Annotated in this window: 25 protein-coding genes; 12 read left to right on the plus strand and 13 right to left on the minus strand. The window is 71.2% G+C overall.

Features of this window, described 5'->3' with window-relative positions; genetic code table 11:
• Positions 1-4: 4 nt before the first annotated feature.
• Entirely contained in the window at positions 5-865 is an 861-nt protein-coding gene (locus ACQEU8_RS18305; RefSeq protein WP_433102503.1) for an EamA family transporter, read from the minus strand.
• A 179-nt stretch (positions 866-1044) separates the two neighbouring features.
• Here ACQEU8_RS18305 and ACQEU8_RS18310 point away from each other — a divergent pair, with 179 nt between their 5' ends.
• Positions 1045-1920, plus strand: coding sequence for a LysR family transcriptional regulator (locus tag ACQEU8_RS18310; protein WP_433101864.1), 876 nt, complete (start codon positions 1045-1047; stop codon positions 1918-1920).
• Between the two features lie 43 nt (positions 1921-1963).
• On the opposite strand, the gene ACQEU8_RS18315 is transcribed toward ACQEU8_RS18310, so the two are convergent.
• Positions 1964-2878 (minus strand): Cof-type HAD-IIB family hydrolase, encoded by a 915-nt coding sequence (locus ACQEU8_RS18315; RefSeq protein ID WP_433101866.1) that lies wholly within the window; start codon positions 2876-2878, stop codon positions 1964-1966.
• A 299-nt stretch (positions 2879-3177) separates the two neighbouring features.
• Between ACQEU8_RS18315 and htpX the strand changes: the two genes are divergently transcribed.
• Positions 3178-4089: a zinc metalloprotease HtpX gene (htpX, locus tag ACQEU8_RS18320; RefSeq protein ID WP_433101868.1), complete on the plus strand. Its 912-nt coding sequence runs from the start codon at positions 3178-3180 to the stop codon at positions 4087-4089.
• 112 nt (positions 4090-4201) lie between these two features.
• Complete coding sequence (gene pspAB / locus ACQEU8_RS18325) at positions 4202-4789, plus strand: PspA-associated protein PspAB (protein WP_433101870.1); 588 nt, start codon at positions 4202-4204, stop codon at positions 4787-4789.
• Positions 4790-4813: 24 nt separating this feature from the next.
• Here the strand turns inward: pspAB and ACQEU8_RS18330 are convergent, their stop codons facing one another.
• A complete protein-coding gene (locus tag ACQEU8_RS18330) occupies positions 4814-5833 on the minus strand; it encodes an endonuclease/exonuclease/phosphatase family protein (RefSeq protein WP_433101872.1) in 1020 nt (339 codons plus the stop codon).
• Positions 5834-6305: 472 nt separating this feature from the next.
• Here ACQEU8_RS18330 and ACQEU8_RS18335 point away from each other — a divergent pair, with 472 nt between their 5' ends.
• The 3 genes from ACQEU8_RS18335 to arsC all read left to right on the plus strand — a co-directional run bounded on the left by ACQEU8_RS18335 (position 6306) and on the right by arsC (position 8436).
• A complete protein-coding gene (locus ACQEU8_RS18335) occupies positions 6306-6938 on the plus strand; it encodes a hypothetical protein (protein ID WP_433101874.1) in 633 nt (210 codons plus the stop codon).
• Between the two features lie 122 nt (positions 6939-7060).
• On the plus strand, positions 7061-8047 hold the full coding sequence (locus ACQEU8_RS18340; RefSeq protein WP_433101876.1) for an NAD-dependent epimerase/dehydratase family protein: 987 nt from the start codon (positions 7061-7063) through the stop codon (positions 8045-8047).
• Positions 8048-8082: 35 nt separating this feature from the next.
• Positions 8083-8436: an arsenate reductase (glutaredoxin) gene (gene arsC, locus ACQEU8_RS18345; protein ID WP_433101878.1), complete on the plus strand. Its 354-nt coding sequence runs from the start codon at positions 8083-8085 to the stop codon at positions 8434-8436.
• A gap of 121 nt (positions 8437-8557) precedes the next feature.
• On the opposite strand, the gene ACQEU8_RS18350 is transcribed toward arsC, so the two are convergent.
• A complete protein-coding gene (locus ACQEU8_RS18350; RefSeq protein WP_433101880.1) occupies positions 8558-8800 on the minus strand; it encodes a DUF397 domain-containing protein in 243 nt (80 codons plus the stop codon).
• Entirely contained in the window at positions 8797-9621 is an 825-nt protein-coding gene (locus ACQEU8_RS18355; protein ID WP_433101882.1) for a helix-turn-helix domain-containing protein, read from the minus strand. Before ACQEU8_RS18355 ends, ACQEU8_RS18350 begins: the two co-directional genes overlap by 4 nt.
• 167 nt (positions 9622-9788) lie before the next feature.
• On the opposite strand from ACQEU8_RS18355, the gene ACQEU8_RS18360 reads away from it, so the two are divergent.
• Positions 9789-10004 (plus strand): hypothetical protein, encoded by a 216-nt coding sequence (locus ACQEU8_RS18360; protein ID WP_433101884.1) that lies wholly within the window; start codon positions 9789-9791, stop codon positions 10002-10004.
• Entirely contained in the window at positions 10001-10177 is a 177-nt protein-coding gene (locus ACQEU8_RS18365; protein WP_433101886.1) for a hypothetical protein, read from the plus strand. The genes ACQEU8_RS18360 and ACQEU8_RS18365 overlap by 4 nt, the downstream gene beginning before the upstream one ends.
• Before the next feature lie 9 nt (positions 10178-10186).
• Here the strand turns inward: ACQEU8_RS18365 and ACQEU8_RS18370 are convergent, their stop codons facing one another.
• Positions 10187-10768 (minus strand): hypothetical protein, encoded by a 582-nt coding sequence (locus ACQEU8_RS18370; protein ID WP_433101888.1) that lies wholly within the window; start codon positions 10766-10768, stop codon positions 10187-10189.
• Positions 10765-11946 carry a MalY/PatB family protein gene (locus ACQEU8_RS18375; protein ID WP_433101890.1) on the minus strand — a complete coding sequence of 394 codons (1182 nt, stop codon included), beginning with the start codon at positions 11944-11946 and terminating at the stop codon, positions 10765-10767. The genes ACQEU8_RS18370 and ACQEU8_RS18375 overlap by 4 nt, the downstream gene beginning before the upstream one ends.
• Positions 11947-12000: 54 nt before the next feature.
• Between ACQEU8_RS18375 and ACQEU8_RS18380 the strand changes: the two genes are divergently transcribed.
• The gene (locus ACQEU8_RS18380) at positions 12001-12744 is read left to right on the plus strand and encodes an AraC family transcriptional regulator (protein WP_433101892.1); all 744 of its coding nucleotides are present in this window, start codon (positions 12001-12003) and stop codon (positions 12742-12744) included.
• 84 nt (positions 12745-12828) lie between these two features.
• Here ACQEU8_RS18380 and ACQEU8_RS18385 read toward each other — a convergent pair whose 3' ends face one another.
• Positions 12829-13089, minus strand: a complete 261-nt coding sequence (locus tag ACQEU8_RS18385) for a hypothetical protein (RefSeq protein ID WP_433101894.1) — start codon at positions 13087-13089, stop codon at positions 12829-12831.
• A gap of 239 nt (positions 13090-13328) precedes the next feature.
• On the opposite strand from ACQEU8_RS18385, the gene ACQEU8_RS18390 reads away from it, so the two are divergent.
• Entirely contained in the window at positions 13329-13946 is a 618-nt protein-coding gene (locus ACQEU8_RS18390) for a TetR/AcrR family transcriptional regulator (protein ID WP_433101896.1), read from the plus strand.
• Between the two features lie 144 nt (positions 13947-14090).
• Here the strand turns inward: ACQEU8_RS18390 and ACQEU8_RS18395 are convergent, their stop codons facing one another.
• Positions 14091-14603 (minus strand): hypothetical protein, encoded by a 513-nt coding sequence (locus ACQEU8_RS18395; RefSeq protein WP_433101898.1) that lies wholly within the window; start codon positions 14601-14603, stop codon positions 14091-14093.
• A gap of 345 nt (positions 14604-14948) precedes the next feature.
• Between ACQEU8_RS18395 and ACQEU8_RS18400 the strand changes: the two genes are divergently transcribed.
• Positions 14949-16766 carry an FAD-dependent oxidoreductase gene (locus ACQEU8_RS18400; protein WP_433101900.1) on the plus strand — a complete coding sequence of 606 codons (1818 nt, stop codon included), beginning with the start codon at positions 14949-14951 and terminating at the stop codon, positions 16764-16766.
• On the opposite strand, the gene ACQEU8_RS18405 is transcribed toward ACQEU8_RS18400, so the two are convergent.
• Complete coding sequence (locus tag ACQEU8_RS18405; RefSeq protein ID WP_433101902.1) at positions 16721-17164, minus strand: nuclear transport factor 2 family protein; 444 nt, start codon at positions 17162-17164, stop codon at positions 16721-16723. The genes ACQEU8_RS18400 and ACQEU8_RS18405 overlap by 46 nt on opposite strands.
• 530 nt (positions 17165-17694) lie before the next feature.
• On the opposite strand from ACQEU8_RS18405, the gene ACQEU8_RS18410 reads away from it, so the two are divergent.
• Positions 17695-18603 (plus strand): LLM class flavin-dependent oxidoreductase, encoded by a 909-nt coding sequence (locus ACQEU8_RS18410; RefSeq protein WP_433101904.1) that lies wholly within the window; start codon positions 17695-17697, stop codon positions 18601-18603.
• Positions 18604-18867: 264 nt separating this feature from the next.
• Here the strand turns inward: ACQEU8_RS18410 and ACQEU8_RS18415 are convergent, their stop codons facing one another.
• From ACQEU8_RS18415 to ACQEU8_RS18425, 3 genes are all read right to left on the minus strand, one after another.
• Complete coding sequence (locus tag ACQEU8_RS18415; RefSeq protein ID WP_433101906.1) at positions 18868-19854, minus strand: MerR family transcriptional regulator; 987 nt, start codon at positions 19852-19854, stop codon at positions 18868-18870.
• Between the two features lie 85 nt (positions 19855-19939).
• Positions 19940-21748, minus strand: coding sequence for an SDR family oxidoreductase (locus ACQEU8_RS18420; protein ID WP_433101908.1), 1809 nt, complete (start codon positions 21746-21748; stop codon positions 19940-19942).
• Entirely contained in the window at positions 21745-22596 is an 852-nt protein-coding gene (locus tag ACQEU8_RS18425; protein WP_433101910.1) for a M24 family metallopeptidase, read from the minus strand. The genes ACQEU8_RS18420 and ACQEU8_RS18425 overlap by 4 nt, the downstream gene beginning before the upstream one ends.
• Positions 22597-22814: the final 218 nt, after the last annotated feature.

The raw sequence follows: 22814 nt of genomic DNA on the forward strand, positions 1-22814 counted from the left end.
CGCACTATCGGCCACCCCCGCGCGCGGGTCCACCGGGTTTCCTCACCTTCGCGGGCCGACGGGGGTGAGCCGCGGTGCCCACGGCGACGGTGTTCGCGGCCACGATCACGAGGACGGCCAGCCAGGAGACGGCCGGGAGTTGCTGGCCGAGAGCGACCAGGCCGATCAGCGCGGCGAACACCGGGTTGACGCTCATGAAGACCCCGAAGAAGTGGGCCGGGACGCGGCGCAGCGCCAGCAGGTCCGACAGGAACGGGACGGCGGAGGACAGCACCCCGGCGGCCAGCGCGCAGGCCGCAGCGGTGGGCGTCGGCCGATGGCGTAGCAGCACGGCGATGCCGATCGGCAGATACAGCGCTCCCGAGACCAGCGCGGCGGCGGCCGAGCCCTGTGCGCCGGGCAGACGCTCTCCCACCGTACGGTTGAGCAGGATGTAGCAGCCCCAGCAGACCGCGGCCAACAAGGCGAGCCCGATGCCGAAGTAGTCGGTGCTCGGCTCGGGGCGCAACAGGACGGCGACCGCTGCGGCGGCTGCCACCGCGCACCCCAGATGCAGCCGGCGCCGCGAACCGGCCAGCGCGACGGTCAGCGGACCGAGGAACTCCAGCGTGACCGCGAGGCCGAGACCGATCCGGTCGATCGCCGAGTACAGCGACAGATTCATGGCCGCGAACACCACGGCCAGCCCGAGCACGGGCCGCCACTGCGCGGCGGTGAACGACCTCAGCCGCGGACGCCCCACGGCCAGCAGCAGTACTGCGGCCACCCACTGGCGCACGGCCACCACGCCGACGGGACCGATCGTGGGGAAGGCGACGGAGGCGATGGCCGCGCCTGACTGGTTGGACAGGCTGCTGACCAGCATCAGCGCCAGCCCGGACAGCCGGCCCCGACCTGCGGCGCGGGGCTCGTCGGGCACGTCGGTTGCACACGGCGCGTTGGCCGATCGGCGTGCGGGTCCGGTGGGCAGTGCCATGTCCGCACTGTCCACCGCGTTCGTGCATACGCAAAATGCATCCGCGAGGCCACCTATACGCTGGGCGTATGGACAAGCCCTCGGAGGCGGAGCTGGAACTGCGCCATCTGCGCTGCCTGGTCGCGATCGTCGACACCGGCAGCTTCACGGACGCCGCCCTGGAACTCGGCGTCTCCCAGGCCTCCGTCAGCCGCACCCTGCGGGGCCTGGAGCAACTGCTCGGCGTACGACTGCTGCATCGCACCAGCCGTACCGTCTCCACCACCACCGCCGGCGTGGAGGTCCTGGCCCGCGCCCGCCAGCTGCTGGCGGAGGCCGACAACCTCGTACGGGCGGCCACCACCGGGCACACCCGGCTCCGCCTGGGCCACGCCTGGTCAGCGGTGGGCCGCCACACCGCCGAGTTCCAGCGCCGCTGGGCGGAGCGGCACCCCGATGCCGAGCTGCATCTGGTCCGCCACAACAGCCCCACCGGCGGCCTGGCCGAGGGGGTGTGCGATCTGGCCATCGTCCGCACTGCCATCGACCGGCACCGGTACGCGCACGCGGTCCTCGGCCACGAACGCCGCTACCTCGCGCTGGCCTCCGACGACCCCTGGGCCAGGCGTCGCAGCATCCGTCTCGACGAGGCGAGGGAGCGCACCGTCGTGGTGGACCGGCGCACCGGCACCACCACCCTGGCCCTCTGGCCCGAGGACGCGCGCCCGGCGACGGAGTACACCCACGACATCGACGACTGGCTCGCCGCCATCGCCACAGGCCGCTGCATCGGCATCACGCCCGAGGCGACCACCACCCAGTACCGCCGCGTCGGCATCACCTACCGTCCCCTCCGCGACGCCGCCCCCGTCCCCGTCCACCTCATCTGGCAACCCCACGACCCCCACCCCGCCACCCACGCCACAGCCGCCCTCCTCACGGAGCTCTACCGCGAACGCGGCTGATCCGCCCGCCCGGCGAGGGAGCGACCGGCTGCGGGCGACTGCCTCAGAGGAAGCTCTCGATGATGGTGGCTACGCCGTCGTCTTCGTTGGTGGCGGTGGTGTGGGTGGTGCACAGGAGGACTTCGGGGTGGGCGTTGGCCATGGCGTAGGAGGTGCCGGCCCAGGAGAGCATGGCCAGGTCGTTGGGCATGTCGCCGAAGGCGACGACCTCTTGGGGGGTGATGCCGCGTTCTTCGCAGGCCAGAGCGAGGGTGCTGGCCTTGCTGACGCCGCGGCCCGAGATCTCCAGCAGGGCGCTGGGGCTGGAGCGGGTGAACTCGGCGTGGGCGCCGGCGGCCTTTCGGCCGAGGGCGAGGAACTCGTCGGGGTCGCCGCTCGGGTGGTACGCGAGGAGTTTGACGATCGGCTCGGCGTAGTGGCCTTCACGGCTGTCGGTGAGCAGTTCGTCCGCGGGGGCGAACGAGGCGCCCGGGTCATGGGGGAAGGACGGGTACTCGGGTTCGTAGTGGATGCCCCCGGTGCGTTCGACGGCGAAGCTGACGCCGGGGGCGGCGGCGCGCAGCGCGTGGACGACTGCGAGGGCGTCCCGGCGCGCGAGCTCCCGCACCTTGATCACCCGGCGGCCCGCGTGCAGGTCGACGATGGCCGCGCCGTTGGCGCAGATGGCAAGGCCATGGCCGTGTACGTGCTCGCTGACGACGCCCATCCAGCGGGCGGGCCGGCCGGTGACGAAGAACACCTCGATCCCGGCGGCCTCCGCTGCGGCGAGTGCCGCGATGGTGCGGTCGGAGACCGTCTTGTCGTTCCGCAGCAGGGTGCCGTCCAGGTCGGTGGCGATCAGCCGGGGCGCGGTGCGCCTGCCCGGCGACGGCGGGTTGCCCGGCGACGGCGGGCTCTGCGGGGCTCGGTGCGGGGCGGGATATGGGGACGGGCGAGTCGGATGAGTCACAGGCACCATCTTCGCGCATATGCCTGAACATGCGTGCGAAGCTCCGCACGGATGAGAGCCCGATGAGAGCACGTCTTGAGGCCGTGGGGGCACGCGAGCGCACAGAGGGGCGCACGGGGCACGAGTGGGCACCGGCATATGCGGGGACCGAGGGGGCAGAGAGGGCCGGAGGAGGGCAGAGCGCTCTTATCGTCCTCTCACCTACCAAACAGGCACAATCGAAGTGAGTGCTTCATGAGCGCTGTGCTTCCACGCCGGGCCGCCAAGGTGCCTGGAGGGAGTCCGCGCTTCGGGAAGGAGCGGCCGTCATGGCTCGTCACTCGCGCTACGTCGCAGACCGTGGTCTGACCACACGGATGGTCACCACCATGTTCCTGATCGGCCTGCTCTACGTCGTTCTCGTCGGTGTCCTGGTCGCCGCGCTGGGCAAGGCCTGGCCCATTGTGCTGGTGATCGCGGGCGCGCTGTTCATCGCCCAGTTCTGGTTCAGCGACAAGATCGCGGCCTTCAGCATGGGCGCCCACGAGGTCACCCCGCAGCAGGCCCCGGAACTGCATGGCGCCGTGGACCGGTTGTGCGCCCTCGCCGATATGCCCAAACCCCGGGTCGCCATCGCCGACAGTGACGTACCCAACGCGTTCGCCACGGGCCGTAACCAGCAGAACGCCCTGGTGTGTGCCACCACCGGGCTGATGCGCCGCCTGGAGCGGGAGGAACTCGAAGGAGTGCTCTCCCACGAGTTGTCGCACGTCGCACACCGTGACGTCGCCGTCATGACCATCGCCTCGTTCCTCGGCGTACTGGCGGGGATCATGACCCGGGTGGCCCTGTGGGGCGGTATCGGCCGCAGCGCGGGCCGCGACAACAACGGGGTGGGGCTGCTCCTGCTGATCGTTCCGCTGGTCAGCGCCGTGGTCTACGTGATCAGCTTCCTGCTCACCCGGCTGCTGTCCCGCTACCGCGAGCTGTCAGCGGACCGGGCCGGCGCACTGCTGACCGGGCGCCCCTCCGCGCTCGCCTCGGCCCTCACCAAGATCAGCGGCGATATGGCCCGGATCCCCACCAGGGACCTGCGCAAGGCCGAGCCGTACAACGCGTTCTTCTTCGTGCCCGCCTTCTCCGGCGAGAGCCTCGCGTCGCTGTTCTCCTCGCACCCGACGCTGGAGAAGCGCCTGGATCAGCTCGGCCGGATATCGAGCCAGCTCGGACACGGCGCGTGACAGCAGCCCTGATGACGCCGGGACGACGCCTGTCGGGGCGACGCCTGTCGTACGAGACCTGAAGACCGGTACGACACCTGAAGACCTGAAGGGACCCGAAGGGAGAAGGACCGTGGGCTTTCTGGACGCGCTCCTCGGCCGCAGCAAGCCCAAGCGGCCCGATCTCGACCAGCTCTTCGCGCTGCCCGCCGCCGCGCTGACCCTTCAGGCGGGGACCGCGTTCCTGCCGACCGGCATCGGCGCCGTCTGCTTCGCCAGCGTGGAGGGTGGCGCCTTCACCCGGCTCCGGCAGGACGTACGGGAGCTGCTGGACGCGGATACCGGGCGCGGCGGTATCCCCGTCGAGTTCGACCAGGACTCCTACGGCTATACGTGGCTCACCGCCCGCCAGTCGGCCGACGACATGGCGGCGCTGGTCAACGATCTGCACGCCGTCAACACGCTGCTCGCCGAGGGCGGTTTCGGCCCGCAACTGCTCTGCTCGCTCGTGTCGTTCCGGCAGGAGGGCTCGGGCGCCCCTCTCGCGCTGATCTACCTCTACAAGCGCGGCACCTTCTACCCCTTCGCCCCGCTCCCCGGCGGCACCGAGAAGCGGGACAACGGGCTGGAGCTCCAGGTACGCAGCCTGCTGGCCAACGACCTGCCGCTGGAGGAGGACCTCAGCCGCTGGTTCCCCGTCTGGGGCGCCCCGGGGCTGTGAGCTGCTGCTGTCGGCCGTACGGCCTCAGAACAGCGGCTTCAGGTCCGCGTGCACCAGTGAGTGGTCCGACTGGCCCTGCGGGTCGTGGATGCCGACGCCCGGCGGGTTGAAGGCGCCGCGCCGCAGCAGGATGTAGTCCAGTTTCTTGCCGGCGGACGGGGCGCCGATCGTCCCCTGGCAGCGGGCGTCCGGCTTGGCGCCGCAGTGCGGGTCGGCGTCGGCGAAGTGCTGCCACATCGGGGCCAGCTCGCCGGAGCTGGGGAGGGTGTTGAAGTCGCCGAGTACGACCGCCCTGTTGTGCGGCCTGGCTGCTGCCTCCAGTTCGCGCACCTGCTGGGCTCGCACCTCGGTCTGCTGGTCTTCCGCTGTCTTCTGCGCGAGGTGCGTGGTGAAGATCCGTACGTCCTTGCCCTGGATGGGTACGGTGACGGCCATGTAGCCGCGCGGTTCCGAGCCGCCGTTGCTGTAGCGCACGTTGACCGGGTCCTTGGCGGGTGCGGCTGTCAGCATGGCCTGGCCGTACGCGCCGCCCTTGAAGACGCCGCCGCACTGGCCGCGCTTGCGGTTGATGGTGCCGTACGTGACGTGGTAGTCGAGCTTGTGGATCTCCTTCAGCGCCTTCGCGATCCGGTCCACCTTCGTTTTGCAGGCTTCCTGGAAGCCGATGACGCCGGGCCGGTATTGGGCGATCTGCCGCGCCTGCTCGTGGGCGCTGTGGTGGCCGGGTCCGTGCAGGTTCCAGGTGACGACGCGGTTCTCGTACGGCGCGGAGGCGGCGCCGCCGCCTGTCTGGCCTGCCGCCTTGTTGCGGAGTTGGTCGCCCTTGTCGCCCTTGTCGCGCTTGGCGCCCTTTCCGGCTTTGGCGGCGGTGTTGGCTTCGGCCCGGTGGGGCTTGCCGTTTCCGTCGCTGTCGCTGTCGCCGTTGTCGTTTCCGCCGGTGACGGCGACGCCCACGCCGGCGACGGCGAGTGCCGCTGCCACGGCGGTGGCGGACAGGACGGTACGGCGCCGGCGCGGGCCGCGGGTGCTGCTGCTCCGTTCCATGGTGAATCCCCCGTTGGTTGCGCTCCCGCTGTCGCGGGGCTGTTCAGAACGTAGGGGCGGGCGCGGGGTTGGCGCGTCAGCCGTCGACCCGACATCGCGGTGGACCCTCGCGGCAGGGCCGCTGTGCGGGTCAACCGCGGCGGTACCGCGAGGGCGTGCCCGGCGGGTCTTGCGCGCCCGGCGAGGGGCTGCGCTTGCCCACCCTGCGCCCCTGGCGCAGACTGCCCAAGCTCCGCAGGGGAGACGCGCCCCGTCAGGGGCGCGGGGAACTGCTCCCCCAGCCTCCGGCCGCGAGGTGCCCCCACCAGCCACAACGCGACCCGCAGCCCGTAGAAAACGGGCAGGGGCAACCCCTCCCGATGAGGTACGGATTCCGCTCTGGCAGGATCAGGCGCCTAACACTGGTCCGGCCGTGCAGGGCGAGCGCCCCGGCCGGATGACGGGGCTATTCAACGGGGAAAGTGAGGAAGACATGCGTACGTGGACTCGTGCTGTTCCTGCGGTGGCGGGAGCACTGGTGCTGGCCATGGCTGTGACCGGCTGCGACATTGGCGGCGGGAAGAAGAGCCGCGGTTCCGGCTCGGACTCCTCCGACTCCGGCTCCGGCTCCAGCTCCGGTTCCGACTCGTCGGGCGGCGGCAAGAAGACCTTCGCCCTGGGTCAGTCCAGCCCGGTGCAGACGAGCGACCAGACGGCCTCGAAGGGCGCGAAGTACACGGTCACCCCCACTAAGGTGCAGACCGGTACGAAGGCCGACATGGACAACTCCGGGCTGAAGAAGGACAAGGAAGACGGCCCGCAGATCCCCGTGTACGTCTGGTCGACGCTCAGCCACAAGAGCGGTAAGACCATGGAGATCGGCGACATGGACGACGACCTGGTCGTCAAGACGGACAAGGGCAAGCGCACCAAGGCCCTCATCGTGCTCATGGGCCAGGCCAAGTGGCCCAACTGCCCCGCCACCGAAACCACCAAGAAGCTGAGCGCGGGCGACTCGGAGAAGGTCTGCACCGCCTTCCTCATCCCCGAGGGCCAGAAGGCCGCCGCGGTCGAACTGAGCCAGGGCTTCTACAAGGACCCGCTGGAGTGGCCGGTCAAGAACTGATCGCCGTCCACAACTGACAAGTGCGCGCACCCACATCCCGGGTGCGCGCACTTGTCGTTGTTCCCCTCCGCCCTGGGCGAATTCGGGTGGGAGTTCGGGGCGCGGGATGGTTGGTTGGCCGGATGGAGACCTTGGTTCTGGGTGGGACGGCGTGGGTCGGGCGGGAGCTGTCGCGGCAGGCGGCCGAGCGCGGGCACCGGGTGACGTGTCTGGCGCGCGGCGAGAGCGGCGACGTTGCCGAGGGCGCGCGGCTGGTGGCGGCCGACCGGCGGGATCCGGCGGCGTACGAGCCGCTGCTCGACCGGGAATGGGACGCGGTCATCGAGGTGTCGTGGCAGCCGGGCTTCGTACGCGGCGCGCTCGACGCGCTGGGCGAGCGGGCCGGGCACTGGACCTATGTCTCCTCCGTCAACGCCTACGCCTCGCACGGCACGGTCGGCGCGGACGAGTCCGCGCCGCTGCTCGCCCCCACCGAGCGCGCCGAGGTCGACCGTTCGCTGTACGGCGAGGCGAAGGTCGCCTGCGAGCAGGCGTCGGCGGCTGCCGTCGGCGACCGGCTCCTCGTCGCCCGCGCCGGACTCATAGGCGGCCCCGGCGACCACACCGGACGCTCCGGCTACTGGGTGGCCCGCGCCGCGCGCGACCCGCACGGTCCGATGCTCGTACCCGACACCCCTGATCTGCCGACCCAGGCCGTCGACGTACGGGATCTCGCCGCGTGGCTGCTCGACGCCGCCGAGACGGGGCACTCCGGGACGTACAACGCCGTCGGGCCCGTCGTCCCGTTCGCGGAGTGGGTCGAACTGTCCCGCGCCGTGGGCGGCCACACCGGGCCGGTCGTCGCCGCCGGTTCGGGATGGCTCCGGGAGGAAGGCGTGATCGAGTACATGGGCACCGAGTCGCTGCCGATGTGGCTGGTCAAGCCGGGCTGGGAGGGCTGGTCCGCCAGGAACGGTGCCGCGGCGCGTGCCGCCGGGCTCCGCCACCGGCCCCGCGAGGAGATGCTGGGCGACACCTTGCGCTGGGAGCGGGAAGCGGGACTCGACCGGGTACGACGCGCCGGCCTCAGCCCCCAGCGCGAGCGCGAACTGTTGGCCGCGCTCGGCTGAGACCGCCCCGCGAGGGTCCGCTTAGCATGAGCCGCATGACGAAGACGGCGACGATCTACCACAACACCCGCTGCGGCACCTCCAGGAAGGTCCTGGCCCTCCTGGAGGACGCGGGCTACGACATCGAGATCGTGGAGTACCTGAAGACCCCGCCCGACATGGCCACCCTGCGGAAGCTGATCTCCGACGCGGGCGTACGGATCGAGGACGCGATCCGTACGAAGGAGGCCGTCTACGACGAGCTCGGCCTCGACGCGGCGGATGTCAGCACCGACGATCTGCTGCACGCGATGACCGTCCATCCCCAGTTGATCCAGCGGCCCTTCGTCGTGACGGAGAAGGGCACCCGTCTTGCGCGGCCTGCGGAGGTCGCCGCCGAGGTGTTGTGACCCCCTTCACAGGTGGTGGCCGTGAAGGGGGTGCCCCTGACTGACGCTTGCGGGCTGCGGGTGCTTTGTGGCTTGTCGCGCAGTTCCCCGCGCCCCTGACGGGGCGCGTCCCCCCGTCGCGCTAGCGGCGGTGGTGGGTGATGAAAGCGGCCCAGGCTTCGGGAGGGAGGGTCAGGGTGGGGCCGTCGGTGCCGTTCTTGGAGTCGCGGATGTGGATGCTGTGCGGGCAGGTTGCGACCTCGACGCACTGGCCGCCGCCCCCGTCGCTGTATGTGGACTTGTGCCAGTCGAGGGCCACTTCGAGGCACTGGCCGCCCTCGGGGCCGCTGTAGCTCGACTTGAACCAGGTGGGTTCGCTGCTCAAAGTTCCTCCAGACGGCGTTGGATGAGACGTGCGGAGTCCGCAGGTCGCAGGGCGTTCACTTGGATCATGTCAAAGCGCTGCCGCCACTCGCTGACCGTTTCCTTGTCCGACACCAAGGTGCCTTGCTCTTGCACCTCGACGTAGCCCAGCATGCGCTGGTCCGGCGTCTCCAACAACGTCATGGGGCCAATCCCGCCGACAGGCTCCTCGCAGTCCAACGGGAGCACGAGGATGTGGACGTGACTGAGCTTGCCCAGTTCGAGTAGGCGCAGCAACTGCTCGCGCATGATGGCGGGCCCGCCTGAGCGTCGGCGTACGACTGCCTCGTCCAGAACGAAGATGAGGTTCGGGCTCGGTACACGGGTGAGGAGCTTCTGCCGGTGCAGCCTGGATGCGAGGAGAAGGTCGGCCCTTTCCTGACTGTGGTACGGCACACGGGTTTTGAACAGCTCCTTTGCGTAAGCCTCGGTCTGGAGCAGGCCATTGATGACGTTGGTGTCGTACGTGCTGAGGCTGGCTGCACTCGCTTCGAGGCGGAAGAGCTCATCGAACTTCTTCGGGTACTGCTCCCTCTCCAGGTCCTTGCCGACCACAGCCAGCACCTGGTGTGCATCCAGCGCCACATCGAGGGCGTAAGCCGCGCGCTCATCCGCGATGCGTTCCCCGCGCTCGAAGGCGCCAATGGTGGAGGCGGAGAAGCCCGCTCTCTTGCCCACTGCCTCCCGCGAGAGCTGCCGGTGCTCCCGCCATTTCCGTAGCTGTTTGCCGAAGCTGCTGACCAGGGGCGAAGGTTCTGACGGGATGAAATCTGGCTCGGACATGGGCGGTCCCACTGCTGCTCAGGGTGATGGATCTGTTACAGAACAGCTTGGCAGGACAACCGGGCCGCTGACTCGGAAATGCCAAAGAAAGGTAAAGAACCACAACCGCCCACTGTGACCCCTCAGTTACTTCCCGGCGCGCCCTCGTAGAGGCAACCGTGGTGGGCATGGATGCACAGACGACGAACCCCGAACCCCAGGACGCCCTCGTCATCGGACGCCGGGCGGCGGAGGAGCTGGCGGAGGCGCTGACTCTCGCGGGGTTGAAGTTGCCGTCTCTCAACGGGAGTTACCCCGTCATGGGACGGCCGCATGTGGAGTTGGGCGGCGCATCGGCGGACGCCGTCTTCGCTTTGGCGCGGTGGATCAAGGAGCGGGTGTGAGCGAGACGCACCGGATGACGCTACGGATCTACCGGGTGGCCGCCCAGACCGGGCGGCGGACACCGGTGCGTTCGGTCACCGTCGTGGAGAAGCCACCGTGGCGGGGGCCGTTGGAGGGGTTCAGTCCGGGCGCTTACCCGCCGTGCGAGTGCCCCGTCCACCGGAAGCCCTGAGGGTGCGGCTCAGTCGGAGAAGGCGCGGGCGAGGCCGGCCAGGTTGCGGGGGCAGGTCCATATCTCCCGCGTCATCCGGCCCTCGTACCAGGACTGGGCCCCCTCCTCGTCGGGCCAGAGCTCGTCGTCGGCCAAGTGCGCCTCGTGCTCGGCGTCCTGCTCCGGGTGGGCCAGCATCTTGAGTACCGATGGGAAGTTCTCCAGCTCGGCGGTGAGGGGCATGTCGTCGCAGGGGTGTGCGTCGTGGGAGCAGGGGACCCCGCCCAGGGCGTGCTCGACGGCGCGCATCGCCTCCAGTACCTGGGCCTCGGCGGCCGCGTCGGGGCGGGCGTAGATCACGTAGGGGCCGATCAGCACCAGTCCGAGGGTCCACAGGGCGGTTTCCGGGGTGGAGGTGCCATCGGCCACGCTCGCGCGGAGATTCTTCGCGCACTCCAGCACCGTGCCCGGCGCGTTGCCGAGGTAGTAGCCGTGGCGCAGCTCGTCCCACTCGTCGATCAGCTCGTCCCACTCCGCGGGGGTGGTGGGCGCGGGGGTGGGGGACGGCAGATCGTCGTCGTACCGGTCCTCGACCGGCTCCGCGTTGGTCATGAGCCGAGCATGGCATGGGGCTCGGCGATGCGGGTGACGGCTTCCGTCAACGTCTCAGGGGCGCAGCCGAAGTTGAGGCGGGCGAAGCCGCGGCCCTCGGCGCCGTAGCCGAGTCCCGAGGTCAGGGCGACGCGGGCGGTCTTCAGCAGGTGCGCGGCGGGGTCGTCGCCCCAGCTCTGCCCGGAGAAGTGGCGGAAGTCGAGCCAGGCGAGGAAGCCCGCCCGGGGAGGGCGGTAGCCGACGGCGGGGAGGTGGCGCGTCAGCAACTCGCCCAGCAGCCGCCGGTTGTGGTCGAGGGCGCTGACGATCTCGGCGAGCCATGCGTCGCCCTCCTCGAACGCGGCGATGGTCGCGAGTACGCCCAGGTGTCCGGTGCGGAAGAGGGAGTGCGGCGAGAGGCGGTCGACGTACCGCTTGGGCGCCGGGTCGGCGGTGACGACGGTGGCCGCCTTGAGCCCGGCCAGGTTCCAGCCCTTGCTGGCGGAGTGGAACGCGAAGCCGCGGTGGCGGGCCGCCCCGGACACCGAGAGGTAGGGGACGAAGGCGGCCCCGGGGAGGGTGAGCGGGGCGTGGATCTCGTCGGAGAGGACGTGGACGCCGTACCGGTCGGCGAGTTCGGCGAGCGCCGTCAGCTCCTGGCGGCTGTGCACCAGGCCGAGCGGGTTGTGCGGGTTGCACAGCAGATACGCCACGGTGCCGGGGGCCGCGAACGCCTGCTCCAGCGCGTTCAGATCGAGCCGTCGTTCGCCGTCGGGCAGGGTCGCGAGGGGGACTTCCACCGGGTGCGCGCCGACCTCGCGGATCCACCAGCTGAACGGCTCGTACACCGGTGGGCTCAGCGCCACGCCGTCGCCGGGGGAGACGAGGCGGCGCAGCGTCTCCACGATGCCGATGCCCACGTCCGTGACCGTACGGACGTGGTCCGGGTCGATCGTCCAGCCCCAGGCGCGGCGGGCGTAGCCGTGCAGCGCGTGGGCCAATTCGCGGGTGGGAGCCGCGTATCCGGTGTCGGAGCGGTCGATCGCCTCGCGGAGCACCCTGGCGATCGGTTCGGCCAGCGGAAAGTCCATCTCCGCGACGGGGAGCGGAAGTACGTCCGCCGGGTGGCTCCGCCATTTCGCGCTGCGGCGTTCGCGGAGGGCTGCGAGAGGGGGCACGAGGTGTTTCTGCGCTGTCATGGTGCGATGGTGCGGCGCCGCGTCGCGGTACCGCTTCCGATAAATTGCCAAGCGATGCCGAAAACCCGCCACTCGCCCCGCGCCGTGACGCGGACGCTCGTCCTCTCCCCCGGGGAGGAGGTCGACGCGCACCGGCACGACGAGCATCAGATCGTCTACGCCGGGCGCGGAGTCGTCTCCGTCACGACAGAGGCGGGGACGTGGGTCGCCCCCGCAACGCGCGCGCTGTGGATCCCGGCCGGGACGCCCCACCAGCACCGGGCCTACGGCGCCACCGACCTCCACCTGGTGGGCCTGCCGGTCGAGGCCAACCCACTCCGCCTCGACCGGCCCGCCGTACTCGGCGTCAGCCCACTGCTGCGCGAACTGCTCCTCGTCTGTACGGGGGACTTCCGGGGCACCGGCGCGGAACTCGGCCGGCTGCGCGCCGTACTGCTCGACCAGCTCCGACACTGCGACCAGCAGCCCGTCCATGTACCGGCAGCCGAGGATTCGCGGCTGGCGGCGGTGTGCGGGCTGCTGTGCGAGGACCCGGCCGACGGTCGTACCCTCGCCGAACTCGGCGCCGCCGTCGGCGTCAGCGAACGGACCCTGACCCGGCTGTACCGGGCCGAGTTCGGCATGAGCTTCCCCCAATGGCGCACCCAGCTCCGCCTCCACCACGCCCTGCGGCTGCTGGCCGAGGGCACGCCCGTCACGGTGGTTGCGCATCGCTGCGGGTGGGCGTCGAGTAGTGCGTTTATTGATGTGTTCCGCAGGGCGTTTGGGCGTACGCCGGGGGTGGCGGGGCGGCCGTGAGGGCTGGGGCGGGCCGGGGGTGAGGGCCCTGGGCGGGGTGCCTTCACCTGGGGTGGGCCGCCCTGGCCAGCGGCGGGTCCGCTCTTACGGTCGGCGGGCCGCGCGCTTCTGTGCGTAGTGCCGGCGCGCCGCCGTCGCCAGCAGGGCGGTGCCCGCGACGCCGACCAGGAGGGTCACCCACTCCGGCAGATGGGCTGCCCGCAGCAGCCCGGCGACGCCGAAGCTCGTGTCCCATCCGGCTTCCGTGATGGCGGAGCCGAACCCCTGGATGACGAGGATGGCGCCGAACAGCAACAGCAGCCCCTGACCTGAGCTGTTGGCTGTCTTCTTGAGCTGGTTCGCCACGATGACCTTTCCCTCCCGTTTTGCGGATACCGGCCTTTGCGGATACCGGCGCAGCGTTCTCGTCGCGGTGCGTTCCGGATGCATTCCGAGGCGGCGGCGTTCCGGCGTGCGGTTGTTCCGATGCGCGTTCGTTCCGATGCGCCTGCATCACATCGTGCAGGGTCAGCCGTTACGATGCAAGTGCATCAGAATCGTGAAACGTACGGGGGAAGGGACGTGGGAGGGGAAGGGAGCACACCGTGCCCAGGCAGGTCGACTACGAGGCCCGGCGCCGACAGATCGCCGAGGCGGTCTGCACCCTGATCGCGCGCTCCGGGATGGACGCCGTCAGCCTGCGTGACGTCGCCGCCGAGGCGAACGTGTCGATGGGTGCTGTCCAGCGGTGCTTCCGCACCAAGGAAGACATGCTGCTCTTCGCGCTGGAGCACATCACCGAGCATGTGACCGAACGCGCCAACGCGCGTATCGCCGCGGCCGACATGCCCCAGGCCGCGTCCACCCTGCTGTCCCACACCCTGACCGAGCTCGCCCTGCTGGGCGAGGAGTCGGAGACACAGGCACACGCCTGGCTGGCCTTCGTCGCCCATGCCCCGGCCAGCGAGAAGCTGGCCGCCGTCCTGCATGAGACCTACGCCAAGCTGCACGAGCTCCTCGTATGGCTCATCCGCTACGGCCAGGACACCCGGGAAGTCCCCTCACACCTCGACCCCGAACGCGAAGCACATACGCTCCTCGCCGTCGCCGACGGCCTCACCGTCCACGTCATCGCGGGCCATCACTCCCCGACCACGGCCCTGGCCGTCCTCCACCGCCACCTCGACCAACTGCTGGAGCCCGCGCCGGACGCCAGCTCCTAGGACGCGGACCGGGCTGGGGGCGGCGTGGCTGCGCGCGGTCTGCTACGACGTACCCGCAGTCCGCGCCCGTCGGGCAGGGGCACCTCCAGACCGGAAGACGAGAGGGCCGGGCAAAATCCGCCGGACAAGGCCCTCCCGCAGGGCTTAGTCCGGGAGGGAGTTGAGCCAGCGGGAGAGGCCGTAGGCGACGGGGACGACCTCCTTGTAGGACAGTTCGTCGTCCAGCGTCACCACCAACCGGCAGAACGGCGGGTACCACGTCCGCTTCAAATGGGCGCGCCTGTCGAAGACGGCCTCCAGGAAGGCGGGCGTCGCCTCGCGCGGGAGGTCGTGGAAAGTCACCCCGTCGAGCGTGATGTGCGCGTCGCCCTCCTCGAAGAGCTGGACCGTGATCTTCGGAGTGAGCGGCACACCGTCCGGGCCGTCCGTCGCGGGGATCTCCAGCAGCGCCTCGTGCGGGAGGGTGCCGTCCTCGTCGGTGACGGCGAACGCCCCGGCCGCCGTACGCCGCGACGACTCGTCGGCGCCGATCGCATGCTCCACCGTCACCGGGAGCCCCCGGCGCTCCGCCAGCGCGCCGAGCACCGAGACGGCCGACTCGGTGCTGTGGATCCGCGGCAGCCGGTGCGGGTGCCGGATGTGATCCATACCGTCCATACCACCGAGGATGCCCGCTTCCGGGTCGTACTGCGCAGCGGGACGGCGAAGCGGCGGGGGCGGGTCGGCTGGGGTCGGTCGGCCGGGCCGGGCTGGCCGGAGCCGGGTCGGCTGGGGCCGGTCGGCCGGGCCGGGGCCGGGCTGGCGGGGGCAGGGTCGGCCGGGGTCGGTGGTGCGGTGCCGTCACCCGTTCAACGTTCGCCGCGCTGCGCGGGCCGCGCTTCCGGCACAGGCTGAATCGGAGCCGGTTCGAGGGCTGGGACCGAGGGCCGGGACCGAGGGTCGCGGCGGAGGCTGGGTGAGGGGCGGTCGGCGGGCCGGGAGCGTACAGAGAGAGGCACCTTCATGGTCGGAGCGCGGACGGGATCGCGGGCTGCGGACATTGCCGACGTCGTCGTGGTCGGCAACGGCGTCATGGGACTGTCGGTGGCTCTGGAGGTCGCCCGGCAGAGCCCGAAGTCGAGGGTGAGCGTGGTCGGACCTCCGCATCGGCCGATGTCGGCGACGTCCGCGGCCGGGGCGATGCTCAACTGCTTCGGCGAGGTCACCCGCTACACCGCCCGGCATCCCGCGACCCGGGCCCGCTTCGCACTGGCACGTGAAGCGTTGGACGCCTGGCCCGGCTGGATCGAGACGCTCGCCGAACTGGCCGGGCCCCCAGCCGGCCCCGCCCTGCGCGCCTCGCATCTCCCGGGGACGTTCGTGCTGCTCAGCGGCCGGTCAGGAGCCGTGGCGGCCGACAACTTCGACGCCATGCGGGCCGCCGCGGAGGAGTACGGCGAGCCGTACGAACTGGTCGACGCGCGCGACGTGGACGGCCTGGCGCCCCGCAGCGACGCCCGTCCGCTGCGGGTGCTGCATCTGCGCCGGGAGGGCTCGGTCGACGCCCGTTCCCTCCTCGCCGCGCTCGAAGCGGCGACCGCGCGACTGGGCGTGCAGCATGTCGCGGGCAGCGTGCGGTCGCTGCTGACGGGGGACGCGGGGGGCGCGAGGGACGCCAGGGGCGTGGGAGCTGCGGGGGGTGCTGGGGGCGCGGAAGGCGCGGAAGGTGCCGGTGTCGCAGGGGACGCCGGTGGTGTGGGAGACGCAGGGGGCGCCGGGGACTCCGCGGTTGCCCGGGGCGGTGCTGCCGCGGGGGGCGCGTACGGCGGAGCTGGTGTCGTGGGCGAGGCGGGGGGCGCTGTGCGGGGCGTACGGCTCGATGACGGCAGCACCCTGGCGGCCGGCATCGTGGTCCTCGCCGCAGGTGCGGCCAGCAGCAGCCTGGCCGAGAGCGTGCTGCCGCCGGGCGCCGTACCGCCCATGCTGTCGGGTACCGGGGTGTCCCTGCTGGTGACCCGCACCGCGGCGAGCGGCTCCGGGGCGCGTCACGTACTGCGGACTCCCAACCGCGCCGCCACCTGCGGTCTGCACGTCGTACCGATGACCGAGCCCGGTGATCAGTACATCGGCGCCACCAATCTGATCACCACCCGGCCCGTCACCGGTGCCGAGCTCGGCTCCACCCACGCCCTGATGCGGCAGGTCTGCGAGCAGGTCGACCATGATCTCGCCTTTGCCCGCGTCCAGCGCTGGATGGCCGGGGCCCGGCCCATTCCGCTCGACTGCTTTCCGCTGCTGGGCCGCTGTTCCGTGCCGGGGCTGATCTTCGCCACGGGTACGTACCGCGACGGCTTCCACTGCTCGCCGGCCCTGGCCCCGCGGCTGGCCTCGATGATCCTCGGCTCGTCGGACGGCGACCCGCACCTGGCCGCCTTCGTCCCCGAGCGGCTGCCCATCGCGCTGATGTCCCCGCACGACGCCGTCACGGACACGGTCACCCATGCCCTGGACACCATGGGGGAGCAGGGCGTGCAACTGCCGTTCTGGGTCGACAGCACGCCGCTGGACGAATGGGTACGCCGTCGCACCGAACGGCTGTACGAGGAGCTGGATGCGGCCGTCGCCCTCGCACCGGAGATCGTCTATCCCCAGTTCCTCGCCCCCAAGTCCACCGACGACCCCGACCCGGTCGGCCGCCTGCGGACCTACCTACGAGCCGCGCATGCCCACCACGGCGCACCCGCCCGAGCTCCGGCGCGGGATGCCGCGACCCGTGAGGTCGCAGATGCTGCGGGTCAGGAAGGGGTGCACGCCTCGGCGACCGACAGGCTGTTCTCGTAGAGGTGGTGGCGGGTGACCCGACCCTCCTCGACGGTGAGACGCAGCGCGAACGGACCCTCGAAGGTCTTCCCCGTCGCCCGTACGGTCCCCGATATGTGCCCCATCAGAACGGCGTCGCTGCCGTCCACGAGGAACGTGTCGACGGATGCCCGCGCGTCCTCGGCCACCGTGTACTCGGCCAGCTCCGTGAACTGAGCAGCGCATTCGGCCCCGGTGGAACGCGGCCGGATCCAAGGGACGACGGGGTTCTCGGCCAGCACCCAGTCGACCTCATCCGCAAAGAGTTCGACCAGCCGCTCGACATCCCCCGCCACCCGGGCGGCGACGAACTCCTGGACGACCTGGCGGGTGACCTCGGCAACGGAACTCGCGGTGGTCTCGTGGGACTTGACGGACATGGTGCCCTCCTCGGGCCTGCGATGCCGGGACTCTCGACGGGTTCGTCTGGGATTGCCGGGATCGCCGGGAATCTCGTTGACGTGCCCCACACTGCCGGAGCAGGGGAGCGCGGTCGATGACGTGAGGGGTAATGGCTGGGGGCCTGGGTTGGGGGTTGGGGGTTGGGGGTTGGGGGCCCCGGTCTCGGGGTCTGGGGATTTCGGGGGCTCGGGGCCTGGGCCCTGGGTTCGGGTTCGGGCGCCGGGGGCCGGGGCCGAGGCTCTGGGCTCGTAGGCCAGGGGGCTTGAGGGCCCGGGGGCGCGGGGATGTGGGGCAGGGCCCTGGCTCGTGGGCCCGGGGCGCGGGGTCCGGGGGGTTCGGGGACTCGGGGGCTCGGGGCCTGGGGCTCGGGGTTCGGAGTCTCATGGGCGCGGGGCCCTGGGGTCGAGGTTCGGGAGTTCGGGGGCGGGGCGCGGGGCCCTGGGCTCGGGCTTCGAGGGGGGGTACCGGCAGGGCGGGCTGACGGTGACCGTGCGTTTAAGCTCGGGGTATGCGTCTGAGCACCGTGATCCTCCCCGTCCGCCGCTGGTCCGAGGGCGGACGGGAGATGTGGCGACGGGCCGAAGAGCTGGGCTTCCACGCCGCGTACACCTACGACCACCTCTCGTGGCGGGTACCGTTCCGCGACGGTCCCTGGTTCGGTGCCGTACCCACCCTCACCGCCGCCGCTGCCGCCACCTCCCGGCTGCGGCTCGGCACGATGGTCACCTCGCCGAACTTCCGGCACCCCGTCCCACTCGCCAAAGAACTGATCACCCTCGACGACATCAGCGACGGCCGCGTCACCCTGGGGATCGGCGCGGGCGGATCCGGGTTCGACGCGACCGCCCTCGGCCGGCACCCGTGGACGCGCCGGGAGCGCGCCGACCGCTTCGCCGAGTTCGTCCCGCTGCTCGACCAGCTGCTCACCCAGGACGAGGTGACGGTAGAGGGCACCTACTACGCCGCCCACGAGGCGCGCGGCCTCCCCGGCTGTGTGCAGCGGCCCCGGCTGCCGTTCACCGTCGCCGCGACCGGACCGCGCGGGCTGCGGCTGGCCGCCCGGCACGGGCAGTCCTGGCTGACGACGGGTGACCCGGCCGCCAACGAGACCGGCACCCCCGCCGACTCGCTGGCCGCCCTCGCCCGGCAGACCGAGGCCCTGGAGAAGGCCTGCGCCGACACCGGCCGCGCCCCGCACACCCTCGGCCGCACCCTGCTGACCGGCTTCACCCCCGACCGCCCGCTCGAGTCCCTCGACGCCTTCGTGGACTTCGCCGGCCGCCTCGCCACCCTCGGCTTCGACGAACTCGTCCTCCACTGGCCCCTCCCCGGCACCCGCTTCGAGGCAGACCAATCAGTCTTCGAACGCGTCGCCATTGAGGCCCCCGCCCAGTTGGGTCACCCCAACGCCGGGTGAGCCCGACGCCGGTGAACCCGACGACCTGGCTGGGGCGGCTCCCCACCTGACCGGTGGGTGCTCGGCGGCCCGCCCCGGCGCCTGGGCCGTATCCGGCGAAGCTTGCCCGCCCTCTCCGTTGTTCCGGGGAGGGGGTGCCCCTGTCTGTCGGTCGCGGACTGCGGGTGTGTTGTGGCTTGTCGCGCAGTTCCCCGCGCCCCTGACGGGGCGCTCGCCCCCGGAGCGTGGGAGGTCTGCTGGCGGCGCACGGCTAGCCGCTCGCCGTCATACCCCTCCCCTCGTCATCCGGTCCATCGTGCGGGCTCGTACCTCCCGTTCTGCGGCTGCCGCGAAGAAGGCCGGGACGTGGGCCTCGCCCACCAACTCGCGTACTGACTCGACCGTTTCGGCCGGAAGCCGGATCTGTTCGGTCCTGGCCGTGCCACCCGGGTCGGCGGGTGGCACGGCGGCGGCCGAGCGCAGGTGGTCGCGGAGGTTGCGGGCCGCGAACTTCTGCATGGCTCTCGCCAGCTCGGCCTCGACCGTCTGCTGCGCGAGCGGGCGGAGCCTGCGCACCAGGTCTGCTGCCTCGGAGGCGTCCACATCGGAGAGCTGGGCGCCCAGATAGCGGACGAAGACATGCTCGTTGGTGAAGTCCAGGAAGCGGGCGGCTATGTGCTCCACCTGGCCGCGCAGCTCGCGTAGCTGCTCGGTGATGGCCAGCAGCGGCACCCCCGCCTTGTGCAGCTCCGCCGCCACCGACAGCTCCTGCGGGCTGGGCACCCGGAATTCGTCCTCCCGCCCCGGTAGGGGCTCCAGCACCCCCAGAGCCACCGCTTCGGCGACCGCCGCCTCGTCGTGCTCGCCGCCGAACAGCTCGTCGAGCTCGGCCCGTGAGATACGGCCCGACTCCTCGTCCGTCCACGGCCCGTCCACCTCCGCGACCAGGCCCAGCACCCCGCCCAGCCCACGGCCTTCGTCCCAGGCCTGGAGCAGCTCCTTTATCGACGCCAGCGTGTAGCCGCGCTCCAGCAGATCGGCGATCTGTCGCAGCCGCGCCAGATGCGAGTCGTCGTACACGTTGGCCCGGCCCCGTCGCTCCGGCTTGGGCAGCAGGCCCTTGTCCTGGTACGCGCGGATGGTGCGCACCGTCGCACCGCTGCGGTGCGCGAGGTCTTCGATGCGGTACTCCGGCTCGGACGTCGGGGCCGACGCCGGGCCCGGGGCCCGGGAGGACGGACAGGATGGGACGGATGGAACGGACGGAGGCATGGTCGTGGTCTCCTCTGACACAGCTGCTACAGCTGACACGGTGTTGCCGGTGCGGCGAGGATCTCCCGCCGCCGGCCACCTCGGCCTACATGGGCGGCCGGATCCGGGCGATGCCGCGCAGGGCTCGCGGGGTGAAGCGGGCCATCAGCCGTGTCCCGCGGGCTTCGGGCGTCACCGGCACCACCGCCTGGTTGCGGACGACGGCTCGCAGGATGGCGTCCGCCACCTTCTCCGGCGGATAGTTCCGTATCCCGTACAGCCGGGAGGTGCGGCGCCTGATCCGCTGCTGCTCCGCCTCGTCCACCCCCGCGAACTGGGCGGTGCTGGTGATGTTGGTGTTGACGAAGCCGGGGCAGACCGCCGTCACACCGATGCCCTGGCCCGCCAGCTCGGCCCGCAGACACTCGCTGAGCATCAGCACGGCAGCCTTGGAGGTGCTGTACGCGGGCAGAGCGCGGGAGGGCTGGTAGGCGGCGGCCGAAGCGGTGTTGACGATGTGCCCGCCCTGGCCGCGCTCGGCCATCTGCCGCCCGAAGAGGCGGCAGCCGTGGATGACGCCCCACAGATTGACGTCCAGCGTCCGCTTCCACTCCTCGGTGGTGGTGTCCAGGAAGGCGCCCGCCATGCCGATGCCCGCGTTGTTGACCAGCACATCCACCGTGCCGTACTCGGCCGCCACCTTCTCGGCCAGCTTCTCCATCGCCTGCTCGTCCGCGACATCGACCGTCTCCGCCCACGCCTGGGGGGCACCCACCAGGCGGGCCATGTCCGCAGTGCGGGCGGCGCTCTCCGCGTCCCGGTCGACGGCGATCACCCGGGCTCCGGCCTCCGCGAACGAGAACGCCGTCGCCCTGCCGATTCCGCTGCCCGCCCCGGTCACCAGCACCAGCTGACCCGCGAACCGGTCCGCGTATCTGCCGGTGGCGGCGGGCTCCTGTGCCGGCGTCCCCGGTTCGCTGCCGGTGACGAACTCAGTGATCCAGGCGGCCAGGTGGTCGGGCCTCGTGCGCGGCACCCAGTGCTTGGCCGGGAGGGTGCGCCGGGTGAGCCGGGGCGCCCACAGCTCCAGCTCGTCGTAGAGACGCTCGCTCAGGAAGGCGTCCCCGGTCGGCGTGATGAGCTGGACCGGCGCATGGGCGTAGCAGTCGGTGCGGGGGCGGCGCAGCCGGGCGCGGACATTGTCCCGGTAGAGCCAGGCACCGTGTGCGGCGTCGTCGGGCAGGGACGCGGTCGGGTAGCCGCCGCCGGGGACCTTCTCGGTCAGTTCCAGGAGCTTGGGCCAGCGCTTGCCCAGCGGCCCCCGCCACGCCAGCTCGGGCAGCACCGGGGTGTGCAGCGCGTACACATACCAGGACTTGGCGCCCTGGCCGAGGAGTTGCACGGCACGGCGCGGGGTCGGCCGGGACATCCGCTTCTTGATCCAGTGGCCGAAGTGGTCCAGCGAGGGACCGGAGATCGAGGTGAAGGAGGCGATCCTGCCTTCCGTACGACGCACCGTCGCGAACTCCCAGCCCTGCACCGAGCCCCAGTCGTGCCCCACCAGATGCACCGGCTCATTGGGGCAGACCGCGTCCACGACCGCCAGGAAGTCGTCGGTGAGCTTCTCCAGGGTGAAGCCGCCGCGCAGCGGCTTGGGCGCCGTGGACCTGCCGCAGCCCCGCACGTCGTACAGCACCACATGGAAGCGGTCCTTGAGGCGGTGCGCCACCTCGGACCAGACCTCCTTGCTGTCCGGATAGCCGTGCAACAGCACGACCGTCGGCCGCGTGGCGTCGCCCAGCTCGGCGACGCACAGCTCGATCCCTCCGGTGGCGATCCGGCGCTCCCGTGCGCCCTCCAGCAGACCGCCCGCCGGGTGGGCGCCCGGCGCGGTGCCGTCCGTCTTTCCGTTCATGCCGCCTGTGCCTCCTCCTGCCAGCGCCGCACATGCGGCAGATCGTCGTCCAGCCAGTACGCGCTCTCCTCGGGATCCCGGGAATCGGTGACGACCAGGATCTCCTCGAATTTCGCGCCCGTGCCGCGGAACCCCAGATGGGGCTCCACCGCCCACAGTCCGGGCTGCGGCGGATGGTCCGAGAAGCGGTACGGACTCCACAGCGGTGACCAGCCGTCCCGGTGCCCGTGCAGCGCGTCTCGCGCCAGCCCGCGCAGCGCGTTGGTGCCGAAGCCGAGGACCGTGGGGGACCACCGGCGGTCCGGGACGAGGTCGACCTTGTGCGCGATGACACCGAAGGGGTAGGCGCGGTGCCGGTTCGCATACCCCTGCGTGACCATCAGCCGTTCCACGTCCTCGTATATCTCCCGCAGCGAGCGCCGCGCCCGCACGCCGGTGAGGATCAGCTCGCGGTGCGCCCGCAGGTCCACCATCAGCCGTTCGTGAAGTGGATTGAGACCGAGGCAGCCGGAGTAGCCGATGTCGGAGGTGTAGCCGCCCCGGATCGGTGCCATGTCGAGGATGAAGGGCATGCCCGGCTCCAGCTTCCGGTTGGTGGGGAAGAACTGGAGCGGGACCTTGAAGCCGGTGAACGCCGTGCGGTCCCCGAACCAGGCGAAGGGCAGATGGAACCAGTCCCGCACCCCGCGTTCGCGCAGCCACTCGCGCTGCATCCGGGCGGCCTCTCGCTCGGTCACCCCCGGCTTCAGCCGGGCGGCCACCGACTCCGCGCAGGCGTAGGCCAGTTGTTGCACTTCCCTGAATCCCCGCAGGTCAGCGGAGGAGTAACCGATCGTCGCCGCGCACATCGCCAGCCTTCCGTCCGTGGGTCGTCCTCGATCTCGGTCTCGGTGTCGTCGGTGGGTTCTTGTCGTCGGTGGACTCTTGGAGTCGGTGGGCTCGTGGAGTTGGTGCGGTCCGTCGCCTAGCCGTGCCGGTGCGTGAGCAACTTGTCACTGATGAATGTGACATCGAGCCGTGGCGGGGTCAAGGGCCCCGCCAAGCCTGTGGATAACTCCGGATCACG

Source organism: Streptomyces sp. CA-250714, from assembly GCF_050936705.1.
In the GTDB taxonomy this organism is placed as follows: Bacteria; Actinomycetota; Actinomycetes; order Streptomycetales; family Streptomycetaceae; genus Streptomyces.